This window comes from Pseudomonas sp. AM4(2022) (genome assembly GCF_036346515.1).
Taxonomy (GTDB): domain Bacteria; phylum Pseudomonadota; class Gammaproteobacteria; order Pseudomonadales; family Pseudomonadaceae; genus Aquipseudomonas; species Aquipseudomonas paracarnis.
Map to the genome: position 1 here is coordinate 82,502 of NZ_JAOTNW010000012.1, position 22,395 is coordinate 104,896.

Here is a 22,395-nt window from a genome sequence, read left to right on the forward strand (position 1 = left end):
ATCCTCGGTGCCGCCCGTTTTAAGCGCCTAGCCTATGGCGCCCTCACGCTCATCTGTTTGCTGCTTGGGCACGATCGCCGCAAAGAACCAAGGCGATATCAGCGTTACTAACAAGATGGTCATGACACCACTGGAGAACAGAGCCAGCGCCACTAATATTCCCAAATCAATGATGGGCTTGTACGCGGAAAACAGCAGGGCGAGGAATCCCACCGAGAAAATCACCACGTTGACCACCGTCGAGCGCCCGACACTGTGCATAGCCATCAGAATCGCCTCGTCCACATGGTTACCTTGCTGGACCAGCAGTTTGATGCGTGACAGCAGGTGTACGGCGTAATCCACGACGCCCACCACCAAGAACGTCACTAGCGTGGTGCCGATATTCAACTTGATATCCAACAGGTACATACAGCCATACACCGTCACCGAGGTGGTCAGTAGCGTCAGCATGCCCAAGATGCCCAGCCTGACTGACTGCAACCAGCACATCATCATCAACGTGACCACCAGTACCGCAAGCGAGAAGCTCAGGACCAGGCCCTGGGTGATCTCCGCCAAAATGCCGGTCCAGATTTTGGGCGTTCCGGCATGAGTGACCTCCAGGTTGGCCGGCTTGTTTACCGACAGCCAGGCGTCCAGGCGATCCAGCAGGTCTTTGTAGTCGCTGGCCACCGAGGACGTCATGGTGTAAAGCGTCAAGGCTTTGGAATAATCAGCGTTGAGCACGTTCTGCAGGTCGGAACCGCCACTGTTCTCGAACATCATGATGTGTTGCTCAATCAGCGAGTTACCGTCGACCTCAAAGATTTCTGTCTGCCCTTCATCGTTGGTTGATGTCACCTGTTCTACAGCCTGCGGCACACGCAGGTAATCGGAGTTCATGTCATTGAGCACAAGGTTCATGCGCTTGACGTAAGCAGCCACCGAATAGGTGTAGCTGACGTTTGGCTGGGACTTGAGAAAGTGATCAAGCTTGTCGAGGAACTGTACCGTTTCAGTGGTCAACGCGCCGCGAGGGGTCTTGGAGTCGAACGCGATCCAGCCCGGGGAGGTACCCGCGATCTTGGATCGGTTGATTAGCTCGTCGGAAACGCGCACCGGGCTGTCTTTCTTGAAGTAGGCGATGCCCGAGTCTTCGATATCGACCATGAAGGTGAGCACTGTCATTAACACCAGCAAGGGCGAGCTAATGAGTAGCACCGGCTTGCGCCAATGGATCATGCGCGCGCAAAAACCTACCAGGTAACGCGAGATAATCGACTCTTTATGCACAGTTTCACGCCGCGGCTGGTCTTTGCCCCAAATGGATATCCACGCAGGGATCAACAGCAGCGAGATGATCAGCGCGGCGGTAAGCCCTATGGACATAAAGATGCCGAAATTGCGGATGCTGACGATGTTGTTGGTAGTTGAGATTATAAAGGTGGCGATGGTCGTCACAGTGGTCAGTACGACCGGGGCCACCATGCGGCGCATAGTCTCGCGGTTGGCCTCGCGATGCGCCTTGCCGGTATCGAGTTGTGCATAGTACTCAGCCATCACATGGATTGCGTCGGAACAGCAGATGGTGAACAAAAAGACTGGCAGCACACTAGTGAGCAAGTCGATGGGCACCTTCAGCAACGCCATCAGCCCCAACGTCCAGATGGTGCAGAACAGAATGTTGAACAGCGGCAGGAGCACGCCCATGGGTTTGCGGAAAAAAAACACCAGCATGGCGGTTACGAGCAGGAACACGATAGGGAACAGCAACGCCAGGTCGTGATCGATGATCTCTTGTTGTGCGGCGATGAAAATCGGCGTCCCAGCGATAAACACTTCATCGGTGAATTGAGGGTTTTTGCTCTGGTAGTCGGCGACAATCTGGCGAACTTGTTGGTAAGCCCGCAATTGCGCTTGGGCGTCGTCTTGCTTGGTGCCCAACTCTGCCACCACCACCGCGACTTTTTTGTCCGGGGATACCACCCCGCCAACCATTTGCTCGTTGCCCATGATCTGTGCTTCGACGGCGTGCGGGTCCATGTCCAAGCCGTGCAGGGTCTTGTGGATCCACAGTTCGCCGTCCACGCCCACGCTTATGTTTTCAAGGTCTGCCATCGAAGCCATTTCCTGGATCGGATTGATCCGTTCCGCCAGAAACGTAAGAAACTGCTGGTCGCGTTCATCCCAGCCCAGGCTTCGAGCATGGTCGCGCAGGGCTTTTGCCTGGGGATAATCGTTTTGGCTAAACCCGTCGCTCAGGATGTCGGTAGCCAACCGTTGAGCGCGACTGTCGCCCTTGTGCTGGCCGACAATGCGGCGCAACTCGACTTCATCGTCGGCATTGGCCAGCATCATCCGCCGAAGAGCTTGGGATATTTCGAATTGAGCGTTGAGCGACTGCGTGTTAAACACGCTGTGCGCATTGCTCTGGGCGACCAAGACTGAGTCATAGGTACCCGTGAACTCACGTTGTAGCTCGATGATGGTTTGGCGCGCTGGGTGGCTTTCCTTGAGTAAGTAGGGGTTGGTGTCCGACATGAGCGAGCCGAGGGCATAGGTGAAGTAGGCTGTGATCATCACCAGCACAACTACAATCGTGCGCGCATAGCGGTCAACGAAGTTCAGGTATCGTTCCATAGTTCAATCAGTTCCACGAAAGGCAGGCGCAGTAGTCAGCGGGCGGATACGGCAAATTCCGGCAGGTCGCCGGTTTTTAGGCCGCGCTTGATCGCGGTCTGGTTGAACAGCCAGTCGTCCAGTTCGACGTTGTATTGAAGCTGGTTGAAGCGCAGTTGGGAGCGTGTGCCGGTAACGAAGTCTTCGGTCTCGCTGAGGGTGATGCTGTCGATGTGATCAATGGTCTCGACTTTGAGCGTACGCATCTGCTTGAACATCACGCCCTTGACGTCGAAGAAATCTTCGCGCATTACCAGCTTGTTCTGCTTGTCGATCCAGACCTTGAGCTTGTTGTAGCCGGTCTTGGCCAGGATTTGCGCAGACACCGGTGTGCGTTCGATGACATAGCATTCGCGCCCACCCATGGTTTCTTCGCCCAATAGCGTCTGGCGGTAGTCATCGGCGCGGATCTTGTCCATATCCGCGTAGGAGTAGTCGCTGCCCATAAACGCGCCACGCTTGTCGGTGGTCGAGATCCGACGGGTCTGCCGGCTGACTGGTAAGTACATCCACTGGCTGTCCTCGGCATTCAGGGCTTCGTGTGGGTTTTCGATGAGGAAGGCCACGTTGCGTACATCATTGGGGGCCGAGAAGAACAAGGTGAATTTGTCACTGTCCGCGTAATCCTTTTGCAAGTAGCTGAACTCGCGTACGCGACTGTTGCCAGATTTGTCCAGCAGGATCAACGAGACCTGCGACATGAAGCTCTTGCCGTCATTGCGGTCACGGGCCTGGCGGATGATTTCGTCGGCGTTCGGGGAGGCCTGCGCAACTATGCTGGTGAATATCAGCAGGCTGGTGGTCAGAGCTTTGAATGGCTGTAACATAAACATAACCTTTTCTTCAGGCGGTTTTTATTGAGGTTTGAACTGGGCTTAGAACACGTAACTGGCTGACATACGAAGCTGATCGCGTTGGCTGTACTGGCCAAAGGTGCGGTCCTGCCTGCCAAAAAATACATCCACTTCCAGTCCCAGCTTTAGCCAGTCCACGGGGGTGTAGGAGAAGATGCCTTGCAGCAAGGCGTCGTCCTTCGCGGGCGGTGACATTGCTAGCACCAATCTGGATCTGAGTCGGTCACGCAGGTGGGTACCCTCAGCGGATAGCGTGAACAACGGCAGGCGTTTGTCCTGCACCATGCCTGCTTGCCAGTCCAGCAACTGCTGTTCTTGCCATTGCACGGAAATCAGCCAGTTGCGTAGCAGGTAGTCGACCCCCAACAAGGACCGGACCATCGGACTCTGGCTGCTGCCTTGCGTGCGCTGGGGGTTGGTGACGTACCAGCGATCGACATAGCTCAACTCACTGCGTACCACTACGCTATGGCCAGCGTCGATCGCCAGGCCGGCGCCGCCCATGCTGTAACGAGGGAATTGGCGTTCGAGGATGACGCGCTGATCGTCGGCGATGCCCTCGACCACATACACAGGGTCTTGCTGGCGTGCATTAAGGGCGACAAAACTGGCGTCCACCGAGCCGATCCGGCCGTTGGCGCCCACCCCATAGGAAAAGCCCTTCTGCCCCCTGTAATCAGGCTTGGAACCAACCACAAACAGATCTGGATCCGGTACAGCGAACAACGGGGCGTCGAATTCGCTGCCCGGGGCGGGCGCCTGGTTTTTCAGGAAGTCGGTGATCCACAAGGCTTCCACTTCCCATTCGCCCATCGGTTGGGTCAAACGCACCATCGGTACGGCGATACGGCTGTCTTCGAGCAGCGCCGTCACCCCTTCGCGGTAGTCGACGGGGTTGATCTGGTCTAGTACCCGCAGCTCATCGGCGCGGCCCCAGACGACTTGCTGCCAGCCAACAGTCACTTCACCGTCACCTAGGTAATGGCCCCAATACAGTTGCCGCCAGTCGGCACTGAAGTGATAGTCATCACGTGCCGACTGGCTGTAGGGGTTATGCCCGTTATAGCGTGCGTCGTAGCGTAGCCGGCCCTCGGCCTTGTAGTAGCCGCTGTCCCAGTTATCTTCCAAGTTGGCCTTGAAATACACCGCCTTCTGGGTGACAGGATCTTCACCGTGCAGGCGCGTTGCACTCACCAGTCCCAGTTGCGCACTGGCATGCGCCGGCAGCAGGTCTGCGCCGGCCAGTTGCGGCGCCAGCGATACTAGGAAAAACAGCAGGCTGCGCGTGAGCAATGCTGTATTCATGGTTACATCCCCAATCCGGAGCCGCCATCGATCATCAGGCTCTGGGCCGTGACCCCGGAGGCCTCCGTGCTGACTAGGTAACGCACCATGGCGGCGACTTCGTCGGCCTGGATAAAACGGCGCAGGGGCAGTTTTTTCTTGGCATTGCGCAGGATCTGCTCCTGGCTTATCCCGGCAATACTGGCTTGGGTTGCCAGTTCGCCTTGCAACATCGGCGTGTCGATCCAGGCCGGCAAAATCGCGTTCACGGTAATCAGGCGCGGCGCAAGGTCCAGCGCGAGTGCCTTTGTCATGCCGATAATGCCGTGCTTGGAGGCGCAGTAGGCGGTGTTGCGGACTTTGCCAATGCGGCCAAGAATCGACGACAAATTAATGATTCGTCCCCGATCCGCCAGCAGTGGCACACATAGCGAGGTGACATAAAAGGTGCCGGTCAGATTGACGGAAATCACCTTGTGCCAGTTGTCAAGGTCCTCCGGTTCGTTCTCGTTGCAGACTCCGGCGCTGTTGACCAATACATCGATGTAACCGAGGCGCTTCGACAGGTCGTTGAATAGCGTCTGCACGTTCGAAAGGTCGGCTATATCGACGCCATGAGTTTCAATATTGGCGGAAAATGTTCCGGCGCCTACCCAGCTCTGGAGATGTGCCAGGTCACGATCGATCAGGATCAGGTGATGGGCTTTGTCGTTGGCGAAGAGTTCCGCCACTGCCCGGCCGATGCCGTTGGCGGCGCCGGAAATCAAAAACGTCCGAGGTGCGTTCATGGCATTTTCAACCCGCCATTGACCGACAGCACTTCGCCGGTCACATACGTCGCGCGCTCGGCGAGGTACAGCACGGCCTCGGCGATGTCCCTCGGCATGGCAAAACGCTTGATCAATAGTCGCGACTGCACTTCCTGCTCGTGGGTTTCGAGCAAAGCCGCAGTCATGTCGGTGCTGACGATACCTGGCGCGACTGCGTTGACGCGGATATTGCGCGGTGCCAGCTCAACCGCCAGGGCACGTGTCAGCGCCTCCACACCGCCTTTGGCGGCGGCGTAGCTGCTTTGACCCTTTCCAGGCTTTTGTGCAGCCACCGAACTCAGGTTGATGATGCAGCCTTGACGCTGGCGCATCATGCCGGGCACCACCTGTTGGCAGCAGAGCAGGCTGCCGATCAGGTTGGTCTGGATCACCGCGCAGATCGCCTCAGTCGATAGCGTCGCTAACAAGCCATCGTGGGTGATACCGGCGTTATTCACCAACAGGTCGATGCGCTCGAAACGCTCTTCAACCCGTTCGAAAAAAACCTTGATGCTGTCGGTGTCGCTGATATCACATTGAGACGTGAGGCATTCACCGCCTATCCTTTCAACATCATCACACACCGCCAGGGCCGCTGCTTTGTCACGCACGTAGCTGAATGCGACCTGATAGCCGGCCTCGGCCAGTGCCAGGACGATCGCTTTGCCGATGCCGCGACTGCCTCCAGTGACTACCGCTGTTTTAGTGGGCATGGTCGTTCCTTAGAGTGAATTATGGGTCTTGAACTGCGCCAGGCCAAAGCCATGGATTGCCGCCAGGGCACGGATCTGCTGCACTTGCTCGCGGCGGATGTCACCGTAGGAATAATGCTGAGTGATCCCCGCCAGTCCCATCAGTACCGACTCGGCCATGCAGGCATACAACTGGCCCTGTTTCAGATAGGCCCGCACATTCGGCGCCAGCCCATCGTTGAGCGGCGTCTGGACGATGCCGCCATGCATGTAGAGCACGTCGCTGCGCTGGACGCTGATCGTTTGGTCAACGTTCAAGGGCACGGCGATGTCGCAAATCACGCTGTGTTCGGCAAAGTGTTCGGCGTCGAGGAACGGCTGTGCCGCGTTTGCCGCGCACAACACGATGCTGGCGCGCTTGAGGGCTTGCAGATCATCGGTAACGGTAATGAATGCGTTGGCACCCAGGCGCTCTTGCACCAGGCGCGAGACCCGCAAACCCAACTGCGGGCTGCTGCCATAGTCCTGCAGCAATGCATGGATGCCGTCGATTTTGAGCAGTCGCTGCGCCAGCACATCCTCGGCGGCCGTGCCCTTAAGAATCGAGCGGGAAGCGTCGGCGTAGATCAGTTGAGCGGTTTTTTCCAGGCGGCGGACCGAGCCATCGCGGCCGCTGCCAATCAAGATCAAGTGGTCGACCGTAACTGACAGCAGAGACGCATACGTAGAGGCCACGTTTCCAGCTGCGCCGACCACGGCCGCCGTTTGCGTGCATAGTTCAAGCCCCTTTTGCCTGCAGCCTTGCTCGATCGCCTCAAGGCCCATACCGATGGTTAGGGCGTTGCCGGAGGTCAGCGCCATGTCCGGGATTTTCAGGGCTTGGCAGTTATTAGTCACGATGGAGGTGTACATTCCCAAACCGGCAACGCGGTAGCCGTCGGCGCGGGCGTCGAGGATGCGATTGCCGACTTCTGTGCGAATCCCCTCAAGGTCGCCGCTGATGATGTAATCCGCCATGGCGTTGGAGTCCATGCTCAACGGGTACAAAGTGAACTCGACGGCCATTCCCAGTTGTGAACGAATCACCACCGGGCCGATGGGCGCAGCCCGGCGCTCCGGCGCTGTGCGCTGCAAGAACACACGCTTTTGCTCGGTGCTCAGTTGGCTCAATGACGGGTCGACATCACCGAGAATGTCGGCGTCGATCAAGTGGTTGATGAAGGCCACGCGCGCGACGATAGGCGCGTCCTGCGTGGCATGGGCGTCGTCGGCGACCTGGAAGCCAGAGTCGCGGGAAGCGATCACCGGGATCAAGTCATTGCAGACGGTGGCGGCCAACGGGAAGGCGTCTCCGCGCTGCAGCATGTCGCAGACTTTATGCAGGGCTTTGATCAGTCCGTCGATCTCCACCAAAGTGATGCACGCGGGGGGTTCCAGGCGGATTACATTAGAGTTGCTGCCCGAAGGCGCCACGCGCAAGGCTTCGAACTGCAACAGGTAACCGGCAATCAGGTAACCCAACGCATCGTTGTACTGGGCCGATGCCTGCACCAGTGAGCTGTTGGTGCTTTGGTCATGCAGTTCAACGCCCAGCAATAGACCGCGACCACGGACATCGGCGATGACCTCGGGATACGCCGCTTTCAGCTCGAGCAGTGACGCCTTTAGGTATTCACCTTTATTGTGTATGTCTTTGAGCATCGCATGGTCATCGGCGAACAGACGATTGAGCGCCTCCAGGGCGATATGGCAGGAGGCGTCGTCTTCCGCGAAGGTCGAGCTGTGGATATAGCTGAAGTCTTGCTCATAGTGGCTGCTGCGAATCACGGTGGCCGCGATCTTCATCAATCCACCGCCCAGAGCCTTGGACAAGCAGTAGTAATCGCCTTGCAGGTTGAAATGACTGCTGGCCAGGAAGGTGCCAGTACGTCCGAATCCGGACTGCACTTCGTCGATGATCAATGGGCACTGCTGCTCATTACACAGGCGGCGCAATGCGCGGTAAAAGTCCGTCGGGAATTCGAGGATGCCGCCTTCCCCCTGGATCGGCTCTATCAACACTGCAGTGATCGCGCTGAACGCATCAGGCTTGACTACCAGTTGATCTCGGCTCCATTGAACGGTCAGCCAATACCGGGTGTGGCGCGCCGGCACCTCTTGGAGTTGGTGGGGAGACTGAGGGTCGATGAACTCCACGTTCAGACCGAAGCGTGCGAACGGTTGGCGATACTGTCGGCCATATGTCAGTTGCACGGTGTTGACCAGCTTCCCGTGAAAACTGCCGCGCAACGCGACGAAGACCGGCTCGACGTGCAATTCGGCGAGGTTGTGTTGGCGTACCGCCTCAACCACTTGGCGCACCGTGGCTGTGGTCAGGTGCGCAGGTAACAGGCCCTCCGGCAAATTGAGGTCAGCGACATCTAGCTCGCGGTAGGCGTGGTCGCTGGAGCTCAATTGAGCCAAGGTAAAGTCGAGCTCGTCGAACTGGCGTTGCAAGTTTTTCTGACGGCGAAACTCGGCATGCTTGACGGCGATTTCTACCGCCTCGGCACCACTGTTGGAAAAGGTCGAAATGTACGTTTCGCTGTTCTTCAATTCACGATTGAAGGCGTCGCTCAATGCACGCCCCAAGGATCCGGCCGTACCACGAATCGACATCTGGGCATTAAAGGGGACGTTGGAGCGCAGCAGGGTGCAGAGTTGGTCGACAAGCCGTGGGTCGTTGTGACCGAACAAGGCGGCGCCATAGCCGCCGAGAAAATCAGTCACAGTGACCTCCTCACCCTGGCGGTTGCGGTAGAACAATTTGCTGCCTAGAGCACGTTGAAACTCGCACTCCAGACCCAGGGCCTGGAGCAGGTCAACAAATTTTGGGCGCACAAAATCACGATAATCCATTACGTATCCTTTTGAAGGTAGGGGGCGTACAAAACGTCAGGCGTTGCTGGCCCGATCGCTGTACTTCAATTGGTAGAAAGCGCTGAAACCGTTGTCGTCGTGGTTGAGAACCAGGCAATCGTTGAGCTTCGTCGAATGGGCCGCCCCCATCACAAAGGAAAGGTTCGTGGCCACCGGTTGGTCTAACCCGGCAATCGGCGGAACACATTGGGCGAGCAGCGCGCAGCGGGCCAGGATCAGATCTGCCAGGCTTGGGGCCGCGCTGAGCAGGCCGGTCACCGGCACGCCACTGGTAATTTGGGCGGAGCCGGTTTGGGCCAACGTGTGGCTCAACTGTCGGTCTTTGTCGGGGTTGCCGGAACCGCCGCATACCAACAAATCGGGTTGCTGGTCAGGCAGGCTCAATGTATTGATCGCCACGTGGGCGGCCATTGTTTGCAAGAGCACCTGGGCTTCATCGCCGAGTGCTTCGCGTCGGCGCAACACCAAGGCCGCCGCGCCTTCGCCGGCGATGCCTCCAGTGCCTTGCACATCGAAAGGCCGCAGTGTGTGCGAGCCGTTGGCGCTTATCGTACCGGCCTGTACCAGGGCGCTGAGTGCCAATGCATCGAGTTCGCTGCCCGCGCCTACGATGATGGCCACGTCAATACGTCCGCTATGCAAGGCGGCGCAGGCCTCACGCAATGCCGCCAGGTTGCCGGAGACGCCCTGCATGTAGGCGTTGCATTCGCATTCAAGCTTGAGTGCCAGGCTGACCACGCCCAACAGAATATTGCTCAGGCTTTTAAGCACCAGGAACGGGTCCTGCGCTCGCTCCTGCAAAATGCGTCGGGCTAGGTGGTGCATATCCGCGCCTTTGTCTTGGCGACATTCGTGGAGCAACTCGCCGTACGAGGCCAGCGACGGGTGGGTATAGCCGCCCTGGCAGCAATAAAGACCGTAGGTCAAGTCATCGGCGCCTGGGTCCAAATTGGCTTCGACCAGTGCCTGGCGTACTGCGCTGACGCCCCAGATGACGGCAGGCGTGCAGTAACGATGCAAGTTTTTGGCAAGGTCCTGTCGGCAGCGTTGGTGGTCGTCATAGTGGATCTGGCCGAAGGCCGTGACCCGCTCGCTGTGAAACTGCAACGAGCGCAACGGCTTTATCCCGCTGCGCGATTCACAGGCCGCCGACCAGAACGAATCCACGCCCCAACCGCTGGCCAGTACACAGCCGCTGCCGGCAATCGCAATTGGTGTGGGTACGGTGATCATTCTGCATGCTCCTGGTATTTACCCACTACCAGGCAGGTATTGAGCCCGCCGAAGCCAAATGAGTTGCTCAGCGCCACATCGACGCGACGGTTCACCGTTTGGTGGGCGCAGTAGTCCAGGTCACAGTCGGTGGCGGCATCGTGAAGGTTGAGGGTCGGGGTAATCCGGTCATGTTTGCAAGCCAGTGCCGTGATGATCAACTCGGGAGCACCGGCGGCGGCGATCAAGTGCCCGAATTGGGATTTGTTGGCGTTGATCGACAGCCTTCGATAGTGCTCGCCCTGGGCGAATACCGACTTGATGGCCAGGGTTTCGGCGGCATCGTTGAGCGGGGTGGAGGTACCGTGTGCGTTGATATGGTCCACCTGCTGCGGGCGAATGCCGGCATCGTGCAAGGCCGTCTGCATCGCAAGGGCGGCTCCTCTCCCTTGCGGGTCGGGTGCAGTGACCTTGTAGCCGTCCAGGCTGCTGCCAAAACCCAGCACTTCGGCATAGGGCACAGCACCACGGGCGAGTGCCCGCTCCAGGGTTTCGAGCACTACAAAACCACCGCCTTCACCAGCAACCAGGCCGCTGCGATGGTGATCAAATGGACGGCAAAGCTCGGTGCCCCAGCGTTGCTCGGTGCTCGCTGCGCCCAACAGGTAAAGTGCGGTCATGGTGTCTAGGCTCAACACCGAATCGGCACCGCCTGCGATAGCGACCTCGACGTCTCCCCGACGGATCATCTGGAATGCATTGCCGATGGCCTGGGACGCTCCCGCACAGGCGCTGCTGATGTTGATCACCGGGCCTTCGCAACCGATGTCGTCGGCGATCACTCGGGCCAGGCGGTCGTTGCTCTGGCGCAGCGAGTGGACGGCATCGACCTGACTGGCCTTGTCCATCAAATAGCGCCATGCCGGGGGGGTATTCTGTTGGTCGCAGACGCTCAACAGCATGTCTTGGATGTTGTGTGCTGGTACGCCGGAGGCACACAGTACGGCGGCATCCCGCAGTTGCGCGGGGCTCAGACCGCTGTCGGTAATGGCCTGGCTAGCAGCCACCCAACCCCAGCGGCTGCGTTTTTCCAAGGGCGTCTGCCAGGCGGGATGGTCTTGCAGGTAGTCCGGCAGTTGGCGGTTGTCCACGGGCGCCGCGAACCGCACCGGGAAGGTGCCGTCGGCCACACCTTCGGGTTGCCATGGGCGGATGCAATGCTCGCCGCGCAGCATCTGCTCCCACATTGTTTGCCATTCGAAACCGAACCCGGTCACGGCACCCAGGCCGGTTATCACAATCCTTGGTAGGCTCATGCCTGTTTCTCCGTGGTTTCGTTGGCAAGTAATACGGCGCCCCAATGGCCTGCGCGACTGTGATTGAGCAGCAAGGTATATCCGTCGGCTTGATCGTGAAGTGCCAGGGCAATTTCGGTCAGTAAGGCGCTGGCACCCAAGTCACCGGTCATGTGCCGGGAGCTGTGGAAAACCGGCTGGGTGTCTGCGAACAGAAGGCGCAGAAATGGCGTACTCGGTGCGGCGACAACGCGCCTTAGGTCGCGCAAACCTAGTTTCTCCCTGCTTAATGCTTGCTGGATGACCCGCTGTGCCACGGCGCTCGAACGTTCGTGCGACGCGTTGTAGCCACGGGCGAATCCTGCAATGCGCAGCGCGCTTATGCCGCTCGCTGGCGGGCATGAGGTCAGCAACAGCGCCGCCGCGCCTTCTCCATGAAGGTCCGGGGCTGCCTGAGGATAGTTTTCAGTGCTGCTGCGTAGATACAGCGCAGGCGAGAGGTTCGGGCTACTGCTGACCACGACGCCAGCATCGGCGCGATCACCGGCGATGTGCTCAAACGCCTCTATCAGCGCATCGACCCCAGCATTGCTTTGTGAGCAGAAACCACCCATCGGGCCATGGCAGTGCAGTGCTTCGGCAACATAGGCCATGACGCTGCTATTGAGCATCATCAGCGCATGCAGGGGCGGTGTATGCGCAAACAGTTTTGCAAGCAGCGCATCCGGTTGTTCGGCGATGGCCTGCACGGCCTCCCAGCAGGAGCTGGGGCCATCCACTTCAGGAATGGCGGCCATCAGCGCAATCCGCTCGCCGGCGAGGTGCAAATCGTGCAGCGGGCCGGCCAGGCGCCCTGCGCAGTACAGCAGCCTGGCGCCCTGAGGTTCGACACTGCGTTGAATTTTGCGGTTGAACACCGTGGTCGGTAAGCGGGGTACGGTCACCGGGTAGGCCAATAAGCTTGGACAAAAATCCAACGCTTGTGCCACCGGCACCGGGCCGTGTAAATCGGTGCACTCGTTGCCGGCGTTGTTGAGTACAGAAGCGGCGATCAGGTAAACGGGCTTTGTTTGAGAGTTGTTCATCTCATATTTTTCCCAGCACCAACGAACTGTTGACTCCGCCAAAACCGAACGAATTGGACAGCACCACCTTGATGGGCTGTTGCTGTGCTTCGGTCAGGAAGTTCAATTCAGGGAACTCGGCATTTGCGGGGTCATAATTAAGGGTGGGTAACGCCACGCCTTGCTGCAACGTCATCAGTGATAGCACCGCTTCGATGGCGCCACTGGCCGCGAGGGAGTGACCTATTGCCGATTTGTTGGCGGTAAACGTCATCGTGCTCAAACCCATGCCGAACACCCGCTTAATAGCCAGGGCTTCACTGCGATCGTTAGCTTGGGTCGAGGTGCCATGGGTATTGACGTGGTCCACGGCGTCGCTGTCGAGGCCGGCACTGGTGATGGCTGCGTTCATGCAGTGGGCGTAGTGGCTGCCGTCGCGGCTGCTGGAGGTGATCTTTTGTGCTTCGCAGTAATTGGCGTAGCCCAAGACCCGGCCGATGGGGCGGACCTTGCGTCGTTCGGCATGCTCTCTGGACTCCAGCACGATCATCGCCGCGCCTTCGCCGAGGACGAAGCCACAGCGGTCGTTCATGAACGGGCGGCTCTGGTGTTCGGGCGCGAGGTCGGCACGCTGGCATATCGCACCCAGGCCGTCGAAGCTGTAGTAGGACAATTCGTGGGCCATCAACTCGACGGCGCCGCACACGGCCAGGTCAATGTCACCGCGCTCAATGGCGCGAAACGCGCTACCGATTGCCATAGTGCCAGCCGCGCAGGCATCGGAATGGGTGCTGATATGGTCGCGAATGCCAAGCAGGCGAGCGATATGCACCGTCTGTTGGTCTAGTCGCCGAGTGAACGGGCCGCCGACCAGTATGTGGTTGTCCAAGTAGCGATCAAGGTCGACGCTGCCAGTGGCGTCCATATGGCGACTTGCCTCTTGCAGGTCAAGGCTCACACAGTGCTTGTTGGCGCCTAGGAACACGCCGCTTGCCACGCGGGAAAAATCGGTGGGAACCAGGCCCGCCTGCTGGAGTGCCTGCCGTGCGACGAATTCAGCGAGGAGGCTCTGGCGCGGCAGTGTTGTTGCATCAAATGCAACCTGCGCGGCCATTGCTTGCCATTGTGCGTGCTCGATATAACCGGCGGCGCTCACCGCGAAGCCCAGGTCGGCAAACACGGGGTGTTGACGAATACACGAACGTTTTTCACTGATCTTTGAAAACAGGGTCTCAGCATTCATTACCGTAGGGGCTACCAGTCCGTAGCCCGTAACTAAAACCTCTCGGGGGTCCATGCGCAAACTCCTAGACCACTTTCGGCAAACGAGACGCGGCGAACTGTTCGACCAGGTGGCGAGAGATTTCATCACCTTCCATCGGCGTCAAACGCGCACTGCAACCGCAGCACACCACCTGACGACGGTCGTTGAGACAAGCCAGGTCTGCTTCACACTCAGGGCAGGTCGTGGGCAAGTAATCAAACATCCGGTAGCACTGCGTGGCCCAGTTACGCACGGTCGTGGCCGCGAATATCTCGGCCGGCTGCATGCCGCTGCGCAGTTGTTTGGGAGCAAACGCGCTCAAGCTGTGCTCCAGAAGTTCGACACCGGCCGGCGTGATGCGGCCTTTTTCGACCAGGTCGCCGACATCGCCAAGCACCGCTACTGCATGATCGAGCACGCTGGTTTTGGGCAGCGTGCAGCCATAGTGGCGGCCTAGCTGAAAACTCAGGTCGACAATATCCAGAGAGTCGGCACCGAGATCTTCCAGGATGCTGCTGTGCTCATTCACATCGGCGATGTCCATCACCAATAGCTGCGCGAGGATTTCCTGGGTGGTGGTAATGACGCTGTTCAAATCTAACGGATTGTTCAAAGGCAATCTCCCCACTAACGCGTAAATAGTGGTGGGGAGAATCGGCCTTGAGGAAATATTTTTATGTAGGTAATTTCTGAGTTTGGAGGGCGTAAAATTTCGTCCGAGGGTCGAAGGGAGTGTGCCGTTCCTTTTTTTTTGCCTCACAGACGCAGGTCTTAAAGCTAGATTAGGATTTTGAATCCGTTGGATATTCTGTAGCCTTGCGCCGCTTCACTGCCCGTGGATGGCGATGAATACGCTGGAGCGCACGTTGCGGTGTTTGCGGGAGGGCAGTAATGAGATCTTCGTGGAACCGGCGGTAATTCTGCAGGCGGTACGGCCGCTCAAGCGCATGCTCGACTTTACCCAGGCTGCACGGTTGAAGCTGGCCGGCAACGCCTGACCCTCAGGCTGAGCACAAATCAAAATGTGGGAGCTGGCTTGCCTGCGATAGCGGTGTAACAGTCACAGGTGTTTTGACTGCAAAACCGCTATCGCAGGCAAGCCAGCTCCCACATCTGAGTTATTTCTTTTGCTTCGGAATCCGCACCAGTTGGGTATCCGAATAGATGTCATGCCAGCTGCGTTTGTGTTTATCGAACAACGACCAGATAAACCCCAGCCCCACACACAACCATGACGCAATCGACACCACAAAACGCAACAATGCCTGCCACAGGCTGATCCGCGAGCCGTCAGCGTTTTGCACGCGCACGCCCCACACCTGCATGCCCAGGGTTTGCCCCGAATGGGTCCAGAACTTGGCGAAGAACCCGAACAGCACAAACAACAGGATCGTCGACAGCAACGGGTCACCGTCCAGCGCGCCGGACTCGGTGAGCGTGCGCATCTTCGCTTCGCCCACGAAGGCGATCCATACCAGCTTGTAGATAAACGCCGTGACGATCAGCAGGGCGGTGCACAGCAGGAAATCGTAGAACATCGCTGCCAGGCGACGGCCCAGGCCAACGGCGGGGAATTCGCCCTGGGGGCTCAACAGGGGTTTGGACATGGCAGGGCTCTCTGGAGAAAGCACGCAGTTTACGCAATGGCGCCCATAAAAAAGCCCCTGATGTCATATCAGGGGCTTTTTGTCGCAGCAAGGATCAGCCTTCTGCTTGTACTTCGTCAGCTTGCAGGCCTTTTTGGCCTTGGACTGAAACGAAGGTGACCTTCTGGCCTTCCTTCAGGCTCTTGAAGCCGTTGCCCTGGATAGCGCGGAAATGCACGAACAGATCCGGCCCGCTTTCAGGCGTGATAAAACCAAACCCTTTCTCGTCGTTGAACCACTTGACGGTACCGCTCTGACGTTTGCTATCCGACATTTTCTTCTTTCCTTTGACGCTAAAAATTAATGACAGCCCCTTTCACACGAAAGAGTACTGGGCTGGGTTGCAGGAAAGTAAGAGACGTCGAACGGGTTGTAGCAAACTACTTGAGCTACTGCCCAGGTCCAGGTTCCAAGCGACCCATGCAAACACAGTGGGCAAACTCTACGCCAACTAATATGAAAAAAACAAGCCCTTGGGCAGGCCTTGATTTTACTGGCTCTCATGACACTTTGTTGAATGTTCTGATGCCGGCTTATTCGATAGAGTTATTCACTTGTTATAGGACGTCAGCTATAAAAAAGCCTATCGTGAGTGCACTGTTTTATGGCGGTTGCGTTACAGTTTAGTGCACATTAACGCAACCGCGTTACTTATAGAAACAGTCAATCAGCCACGGTAGTAACGTTGCGGAACGAATGGCATTTTACTTACACGCAGTGGCACCTTTTTCCCACGTACCATTGCGCTAAGTTCGGTATCCAGTGCGACAAATGCGCTGTCCAGGTAACCCATCGCCAGCGGGCCACCCAAGGTTGGGCCAAAGCCTCCGCTGCAGACGCTGCCGATAACCGTACCTTGTGCATCGACAATTTCAGCGCCTTCACGCACCGGGGTACGCTCCTGCGGCAGCAGGCCCACGCGTTTGCGCGCCACACCGGTTTGCTGTTGGGTGAAGATGCGGTCGGCGCCAGGGAAGCCGCCGGCCCGTGCGCCATCGGCACGCCGAGCCTTGGAAATCGCCCACAACAGGCTGGCTTCGATTGGCGTGGTGTCGGTGTTCATGTCGTGGCCGTACAGGCACAGGCCGGCTTCCAGGCGCAGGGAATCGCGGGCGCCCAGGCCGATGGCCTGTACTTCTGTTTCGGCCAGCAGGCTGCGGGCCAGGCTCTCGGCATTGGCCGCCGGCACGGAGATTTCAAAACCGTCTTCACCGGTGTAGCCGGAGCGGCTGACGTAGCACTCCACGCCCAGCAAACGCAGGGTGGCGAATTGCATGAAGGTCATCTGGGTGACTTCAGGGGCCAGGCGCGCCAATACTTTCACTGCCGCCGGGCCTTGCAGGGCCAGCAGGGCGCGTTCTTCGAACAGCGGTTCGATGGTGCATTGGTCGCCGATATGTGTGCGCAGGTGCGTCAGGTCCTGGTCCTTGCAGGCGGCGTTGACCACCAGGAACAGTTCATCGTTGCCCAGGTTGGCGACCATCAGGTCGTCGAGGATGCCGCCTTGCTCGTTGGTGAACATCGCATAGCGTTGCATACCCACCGGCAGGTCGATGATATCGACGGGCACCAGGGTTTCCAGGGCCTTGGCGGCATTGGAGCCGGAGAGGCGGATCTGGCCCATGTGGGACACGTCAAACAACCCGGCCTGTTCACGGGTATGCAGGTGTTCTTTCATCACGCCCAATGGGTACTGCACTGGCATGTCGTAGCCGGCGAAGGGCACCATGCGCGCGCCGAGTTCGAGGTGCAAGGCGTGCAGAGGAGTTTTCAACAGGGTTTCGGTGGACATATTCAGCTCCTGAAAAACGTGCCGACGCGCTTGTGGGCGTCAGCACTCGATAATGTTGACCGCCAAACCGCCACGGGCGGTTTCCTTGTATTTGCTTTTCATGTCGGCGCCGGTCTGGCGCATGGTGCGGATGACCTTGTCGAGGGACACAAAGTGCTGCCCGTCGCCACGCAGGGCCATGCGCACCGCATTGATCGCCTTCACCGAGCCCATGGCATTGCGCTCGATGCACGGCACCTGCACCAGCCCGCCAATCGGGTCGCAGGTCAGGCCGAGGTTATGTTCCATGCCAATCTCGGCGGCGTTCTCCACTTGGGAGACGCTGCCGCCCAGCACTTCGCAGAGTGCGCCTGCGGCCATGGAACAGGCCACGCCGACTTCGCCCTGGCAACCGACTTCGGCGCCTGAGATCGAAGCGTTTTCCTTGTACAAAATGCCGATGGCGGCCGCAGTGAGCAAAAAGCGCACCACGCCGTCTTCGTTCGCGCCGGGGATAAAACGCATGTAGTAATGCAGCACGGCGGGAATGATCCCAGCCGCGCCGTTGGTGGGCGCAGTGACCACGCGCCCGCCATTGGCGTTTTCTTCGTTGACTGCCAGCGCATACAGGTTGACCCAATCGAGCACCGACAGCGGGTCGCGCAGCGCCGACTCCGGGTTCTTGCACAACTGCCGGTGCAAGGCCGCTGCCCGGCGCTTGACCTTCAAGCCACCGGGCAAGATGCCTTCGTTGCGACAGCCGGCATCGACGCAGTCCTGCATGACCTGCCAGATTTTCAACAAACCACTGCGGGTTTCCGCTTCCGGGCGCCAGGCACTTTCATTGGTCAGCATCACCTGGCTGATAGACAGGCCATAGGTGGTGCAATGGCCGAGCAAGTCCTTGGCGTGTTTGAACGGGAAGGTCAGGGGTGTGGCGTCTTCGACGATACGGTCGGCGCCCGCCGCGTCTTCATCCACCACGAAACCGCCACCGACGGAGTAGTACTCGCGGCTGCGGGTCTGGATGCCGGCGGCGTCAAAGGCACGAAAGATCATGCCGTTGGGATGATAGGCAAGGGGCTTGCGGATCATCGCCAGGTGTTCTTTCTCGTTGAACGCAATGCTGTGTTCGCCGAGCAGGTTGAGGCGCCCGTCACTGCGCATCTGCGCCAGGCGTGCAGCCACGGTTTCGGTATTCACGGTGTCCGGGTGTTCGCCTTCCAGGCCCAGCAACACAGCCTTGTCGCTGCCGTGGCCTTTGCCGGTGGCGCCCAGCGATCCATAGAGTTCCACCTTGATGCCGGTGGTGGCCTCCAGCAGGTTGTCACGCTTGAGCCCCTCGACGAATCGAGCGGCGGCACGCATCGGGCCGACGGTGTGGGAACTGGAGGGGCCGATGCCAATCTTGAACAGGTCGAACACGCTAAGGGACATGGTTGTTCTCCGGTTTCTTATTATTTTCTGAGGTGGACTCGGTCAATGTGGGAGCCGGGCTTGCCCGCGATAGCGGTGGGTCAGGCAACATCACTGTCGGCTGATACACCGCTATCGCAGGCAAGCCAGCTCCCACACTGGCCGCGTATCTCCAGTCAGATCAGGCGTAGCTCTCGATAGAAGGGCACGCGCAGACGAGGTTGCGATCACCAAACACGTTGTCGACCCGGCCAACCGGTGGCCAGTACTTGCCTTCGATCAACGACGCCACCGGGTACACCGCTTGTTCACGGCTGTAAGGGTGGCTCCATTCGCCCACCAGTTCCGCAGCCGTGTGCGGCGCGTTCTTGAGGGGGTTGTCGTCTTTGTCGAGGGTGCCGTTTTCCACTGCGCGAATTTCTTCGCGGATGGCGATCATGGCGTCGCAGAAGCGGTCCAGTTCTTCCTTGGATTCACTTTCGGTCGGCTCGATCATCAAGGTGCCGGCCACCGGGAACGACATGGTCGGTGCATGGAAACCAAAGTCGATCAGGCGCTTGGCCACGTCGTCCACGCTGATGCCGCTGCTGTCTTTCAACGGGCGCAGGTCCAGGATGCATTCGTGGGCCACCAGGCCATTGCTGCCGGTGTACAGCACCGGGTAATGCTCTTCCAGGCGGCGGGAAATGTAGTTGGCATTCAGGATCGCCAACTGCGACGCACGCTTGAGGCCGGCACCGCCCATCATGCTGATGTACATCCAGGTGATCGGCAAAATGCTCGCGCTGCCGAACGGTGCGGCGCATACCGCGCCTTCCTTGCGTTCCATGGCCGCGTGGCCGGGCAGGAACGGCGTGAGGTGCGACTTGACGCCAATCGGGCCAACGCCCGGGCCGCCACCGCCATGGGGGATGCAGAAGGTTTTGTGCAGGTTCAAGTGGGACACATCGCCGCCGAACTTGCCCGGTGCGCAAAGGCCGACCATGGCGTTCATGTTGGCGCCGTCGATGTACACCTGGCCGCCGTTGTCATGAATGATCCCGCAGATTTCGCGGATACCTTCCTCGAACACGCCGTGGGTGGACGGGTAGGTGATCATCAGTGCGGCGAGGTGCTCGCGGTGTTCGATGGCCTTGGCGCGCAGGTCTTCGATGTCGACGTTGCCGCGTGCATCGCAAGCGGTCACCACGACGCGCATGCCGGCCATGTTGGCGGTCGCAGGGTTGGTGCCGTGGGCTGATGACGGGATCAGGCAGATGTCGCGACGTTCTTCGCCACGGCTCTGGTGATAGGCGCGGATGGCCAAGAGGCCGGCGTACTCACCTTGGGACCCGGCGTTGGGCTGCAGGGAGATCGCGTCGTAACCGGTCGCTGCACACAGCATGGCTTCCAGTTCGCTGGTCAGTTGCTGGTAGCCGGCGCTTTGCGCGGCGGGGGCGAACGGGTGCAGGGCACCGAATTCGGCCCAGGTCACCGGGATCATTTCGCTGGCGGCGTTGAGCTTCATGGTGCACGAGCCCAGCGGGATCATGGTGCGGTCCAGGGCCAGGTCTTTATCGGCCAGCTTGCGCAGGTAGCGCATCAGCTCGGTTTCCGAGTGGTAACGGTTGAACACCGGGTGGCTGAGGATCGGCGACTGGCGCAGCAACGCACTCGGCAGGGTGCTGTCGGTGGTGGTAAAGGCTGGCAGGGTTTTGCCGTCCGCGAAGATGGCCCACAAGGCCTCGATATCGGCCTGGGTGGTGGTTTCGTCGACCGACAGGCCAACGCGCTCGCCATCCACCACGCGCAGGTTGATGCGCTGGGCGCGGGCCTTGTCGTGCAGGGCTGCGGTGTGGGCGCCGGTGTTGAGGGTCAGGGTGTCGAAGAAGTGTGCCTGTTCGACGTTCTGGCCCAGGGCCGTCAAGCCCTTGGCCAGGATCGCGGTCAACTGGTGAATGCGCTGGGCGATCTGGGTCAGGCCTTTGGGGCCGTGGTACACGGCGTACATGCTGGCGATGTTGGCCAGCAGCACTTGAGCGGTGCAGATGTTGCTGGTGGCTTTCTCGCGGCGGATATGTTGCTCGCGGGTCTGCATGGCCAGGCGCAGGGCCGGCTTGCCGAAGCGGTCGACGGAAACGCCGACCAGACGGCCTGGCATGTCGCGCTTGAACGCATCCTTGGTGGAGAAGTACGCCGCGTGCGGGCCACCGAAGCCCAGTGGCACGCCAAAGCGTTGTGCGCTGCCAATGGCGACGTCGGCGCCGAATTCACCCGGCGGCGTCAGCAGGGTCAGGGCCAGCAGGTCGGCGGCCACGGCGACCAGTGCGTTGGCGGCGTGGAAGCGTTCGGTCAGTTCGCGGTAGTCGAACACATCGCCGTTGCTGGCCGGGTATTGCAGCAGCGCACCGAAGAACGGGGTGACGTCGGTCAGTTCGCGCTCATCGCCCACTACCACATCAATGCCCAGTGGTTCGGCACGGGTGCGTAATACGTCGAGGGTTTGCGGGTGGCTGTGCACCGACGCGAAGAAGGCGTGGCTGCCTTTGTTCTTGCTCAGGCGCTTGCAGAAGGTCATGGCTTCAGCGGCGGCGGTGGCTTCGTCAAGCAGGGAGGCGTTGGCGATCGGCAGGCCGGTGAGGTCGCTGATCAAGGTCTGGAAGTTCAGCAGGGCTTCCAGGCGGCCTTGGGAAATCTCGGGTTGATACGGCGTGTAGGCGGTGTACCAGGCCGGATTTTCCAGCAGGTTGCGCAGGATCGGCGACGGCGTGTGGCAGTTGTAGTAGCCCTGGCCGATGTAGGTCTTGAACAGTTGGTTCTGGCTAGCGATGGCCTTGATCTTGGCCAGGGCTTCGGCTTCGCTCAGGCCGTCTTCCAGGCCGAGCACGCTGGTGCCCTTGATGCTTTCCGGGATCACGCTGGCGCTCAGGGCTTCGAGGGAATCAAACCCCAGGCTGGCGAGCATTTGCTGCTCATCTTCCTGGCGCGGGCCGATGTGGCGGGCGATGAATTCGTTGGCGGTGGTCAGATTAACGGTCATGGCGCGCTCCTCAAGCTTCTGCGTTGGCTTTGATCAGGCGGTCGTATGCATCCTGATCCAACAGCTTAGCCACTGCACTGGCATCGGCCGGTTTAAAGCGGAAGAACCAGCCTTCGCCCATCGGGTCTTCGTTGACCAGTTCCGGGCTGCCATCGAGCTTGTCGTTGACTTCGAGGACTTCACCGTCCAACGGCATGTACACACCGCTGGCGGCCTTGACCGATTCCACTGTAGAGGCTTCGGCGCCCTTGTCGTAAGCCTGCAACTCTGGCAGCTGCACGAAAACCACATCACCCAGCGCGTTCTGCGCAAACGCGGTGATACCCACGGTGACGCTGCCATCGGCTTCGGCGCGCAGCCATTCGTGATCTTCAGTGAAACGCAACTCGCTCATGGAAACTCCTCAGGGCCAGAATCGTCTGGTGGACGGGATTGGAATAATGGGGAGTTGCTTAGCAATATCGCGGCCAACGTTATTAAGTCTTTATA

Annotated in this window: 17 protein-coding genes and 1 pseudogene; 1 reads left to right on the forward strand and 17 read right to left on the reverse strand. The window is 59.2% G+C overall.

The genetic code is table 11. The features are described 5' to 3' along the window. Window positions 1–27: 27 nt before the first annotated feature. From ODQ19_RS17700 to ODQ19_RS17750, 11 genes are read right to left on the reverse strand one after another with little or no spacing between them, the layout of a single operon-like run. Window positions 28–2,622 (reverse strand): efflux RND transporter permease subunit, encoded by a 2,595-nt coding sequence (locus ODQ19_RS17700; RefSeq protein WP_330210763.1) that lies wholly within the window; start codon window positions 2,620–2,622, stop codon window positions 28–30. Between the two features lie 35 nt (window positions 2,623–2,657). Continuing rightward, the gene (locus ODQ19_RS17705; RefSeq protein ID WP_330210764.1) at window positions 2,658–3,488 is read right to left on the reverse strand and encodes an outer membrane lipoprotein-sorting protein; all 831 of its coding nucleotides are present in this window, start codon (window positions 3,486–3,488) and stop codon (window positions 2,658–2,660) included. 48 nt (window positions 3,489–3,536) lie between these two features. Continuing rightward, window positions 3,537–4,820 (reverse strand): DUF1302 family protein, encoded by a 1,284-nt coding sequence (locus tag ODQ19_RS17710; RefSeq protein ID WP_330210765.1) that lies wholly within the window; start codon window positions 4,818–4,820, stop codon window positions 3,537–3,539. Window positions 4,821–4,822: 2 nt separating this feature from the next. Further along, window positions 4,823–5,587: an SDR family NAD(P)-dependent oxidoreductase gene (locus ODQ19_RS17715; protein ID WP_330210766.1), complete on the reverse strand. Its 765-nt coding sequence runs from the start codon at window positions 5,585–5,587 to the stop codon at window positions 4,823–4,825. Next, window positions 5,584–6,321, reverse strand: coding sequence for an SDR family NAD(P)-dependent oxidoreductase (locus ODQ19_RS17720; protein ID WP_330210767.1), 738 nt, complete (start codon window positions 6,319–6,321; stop codon window positions 5,584–5,586). Before ODQ19_RS17720 ends, ODQ19_RS17715 begins: the two co-directional genes overlap by 4 nt. 9 nt (window positions 6,322–6,330) lie before the next feature. Beyond that, a complete protein-coding gene (locus tag ODQ19_RS17725; protein WP_330210768.1) occupies window positions 6,331–9,198 on the reverse strand; it encodes an aminotransferase class III-fold pyridoxal phosphate-dependent enzyme in 2,868 nt (955 codons plus the stop codon). Window positions 9,199–9,234: 36 nt separating this feature from the next. Then, entirely contained in the window at window positions 9,235–10,452 is a 1,218-nt protein-coding gene (locus ODQ19_RS17730) for a beta-ketoacyl synthase N-terminal-like domain-containing protein (protein WP_330210769.1), read from the reverse strand. Beyond that, entirely contained in the window at window positions 10,449–11,747 is a 1,299-nt protein-coding gene (locus tag ODQ19_RS17735; RefSeq protein WP_330210770.1) for a beta-ketoacyl-[acyl-carrier-protein] synthase family protein, read from the reverse strand. Before ODQ19_RS17735 ends, ODQ19_RS17730 begins: the two co-directional genes overlap by 4 nt. Next, entirely contained in the window at window positions 11,744–12,811 is a 1,068-nt protein-coding gene (locus ODQ19_RS17740) for a beta-ketoacyl synthase (RefSeq protein WP_330210771.1), read from the reverse strand. The genes ODQ19_RS17735 and ODQ19_RS17740 overlap by 4 nt, the downstream gene beginning before the upstream one ends. A 1-nt stretch (window position 12,812) precedes the next feature. Then, window positions 12,813–14,087 (reverse strand): beta-ketoacyl-[acyl-carrier-protein] synthase family protein, encoded by a 1,275-nt coding sequence (locus ODQ19_RS17745; RefSeq protein WP_330210772.1) that lies wholly within the window; start codon window positions 14,085–14,087, stop codon window positions 12,813–12,815. Window positions 14,088–14,097: 10 nt separating this feature from the next. Then, window positions 14,098–14,667 (reverse strand): acyl carrier protein, encoded by a 570-nt coding sequence (locus tag ODQ19_RS17750; protein ID WP_330210773.1) that lies wholly within the window; start codon window positions 14,665–14,667, stop codon window positions 14,098–14,100. Window positions 14,668–14,881: 214 nt separating this feature from the next. Between ODQ19_RS17750 and nadA the strand changes: the two are divergent. Beyond that, a pseudogene (gene nadA, locus ODQ19_RS17755) lies at window positions 14,882–15,052 on the forward strand (quinolinate synthase NadA); the annotation flags it as partial. Window positions 15,053–15,172: 120 nt separating this feature from the next. Here the strand turns inward: nadA and ODQ19_RS17760 are convergent. The 6 genes from ODQ19_RS17760 to gcvH form a co-directional block, all read right to left on the reverse strand. Continuing rightward, window positions 15,173–15,661: an RDD family protein gene (locus tag ODQ19_RS17760; RefSeq protein ID WP_034128556.1), complete on the reverse strand. Its 489-nt coding sequence runs from the start codon at window positions 15,659–15,661 to the stop codon at window positions 15,173–15,175. A gap of 94 nt (window positions 15,662–15,755) precedes the next feature. Continuing rightward, window positions 15,756–15,974, reverse strand: coding sequence for a cold-shock protein (locus ODQ19_RS17765; protein ID WP_003193835.1), 219 nt, complete (start codon window positions 15,972–15,974; stop codon window positions 15,756–15,758). Window positions 15,975–16,367: 393 nt separating this feature from the next. Beyond that, a complete protein-coding gene (gene gcvT / locus ODQ19_RS17770) occupies window positions 16,368–17,492 on the reverse strand; it encodes a glycine cleavage system aminomethyltransferase GcvT (RefSeq protein WP_330210774.1) in 1,125 nt (374 codons plus the stop codon). Between the two features lie 39 nt (window positions 17,493–17,531). Beyond that, complete coding sequence (locus tag ODQ19_RS17775) at window positions 17,532–18,908, reverse strand: L-serine ammonia-lyase (protein WP_034128553.1); 1,377 nt, start codon at window positions 18,906–18,908, stop codon at window positions 17,532–17,534. A gap of 160 nt (window positions 18,909–19,068) precedes the next feature. Next, window positions 19,069–21,906, reverse strand: coding sequence for an aminomethyl-transferring glycine dehydrogenase (gcvP, locus tag ODQ19_RS17780; RefSeq protein WP_330210775.1), 2,838 nt, complete (start codon window positions 21,904–21,906; stop codon window positions 19,069–19,071). A gap of 10 nt (window positions 21,907–21,916) precedes the next feature. Continuing rightward, window positions 21,917–22,300, reverse strand: coding sequence for a glycine cleavage system protein GcvH (gene gcvH, locus ODQ19_RS17785; protein WP_015885597.1), 384 nt, complete (start codon window positions 22,298–22,300; stop codon window positions 21,917–21,919). Window positions 22,301–22,395 lie beyond the last annotated feature (95 nt).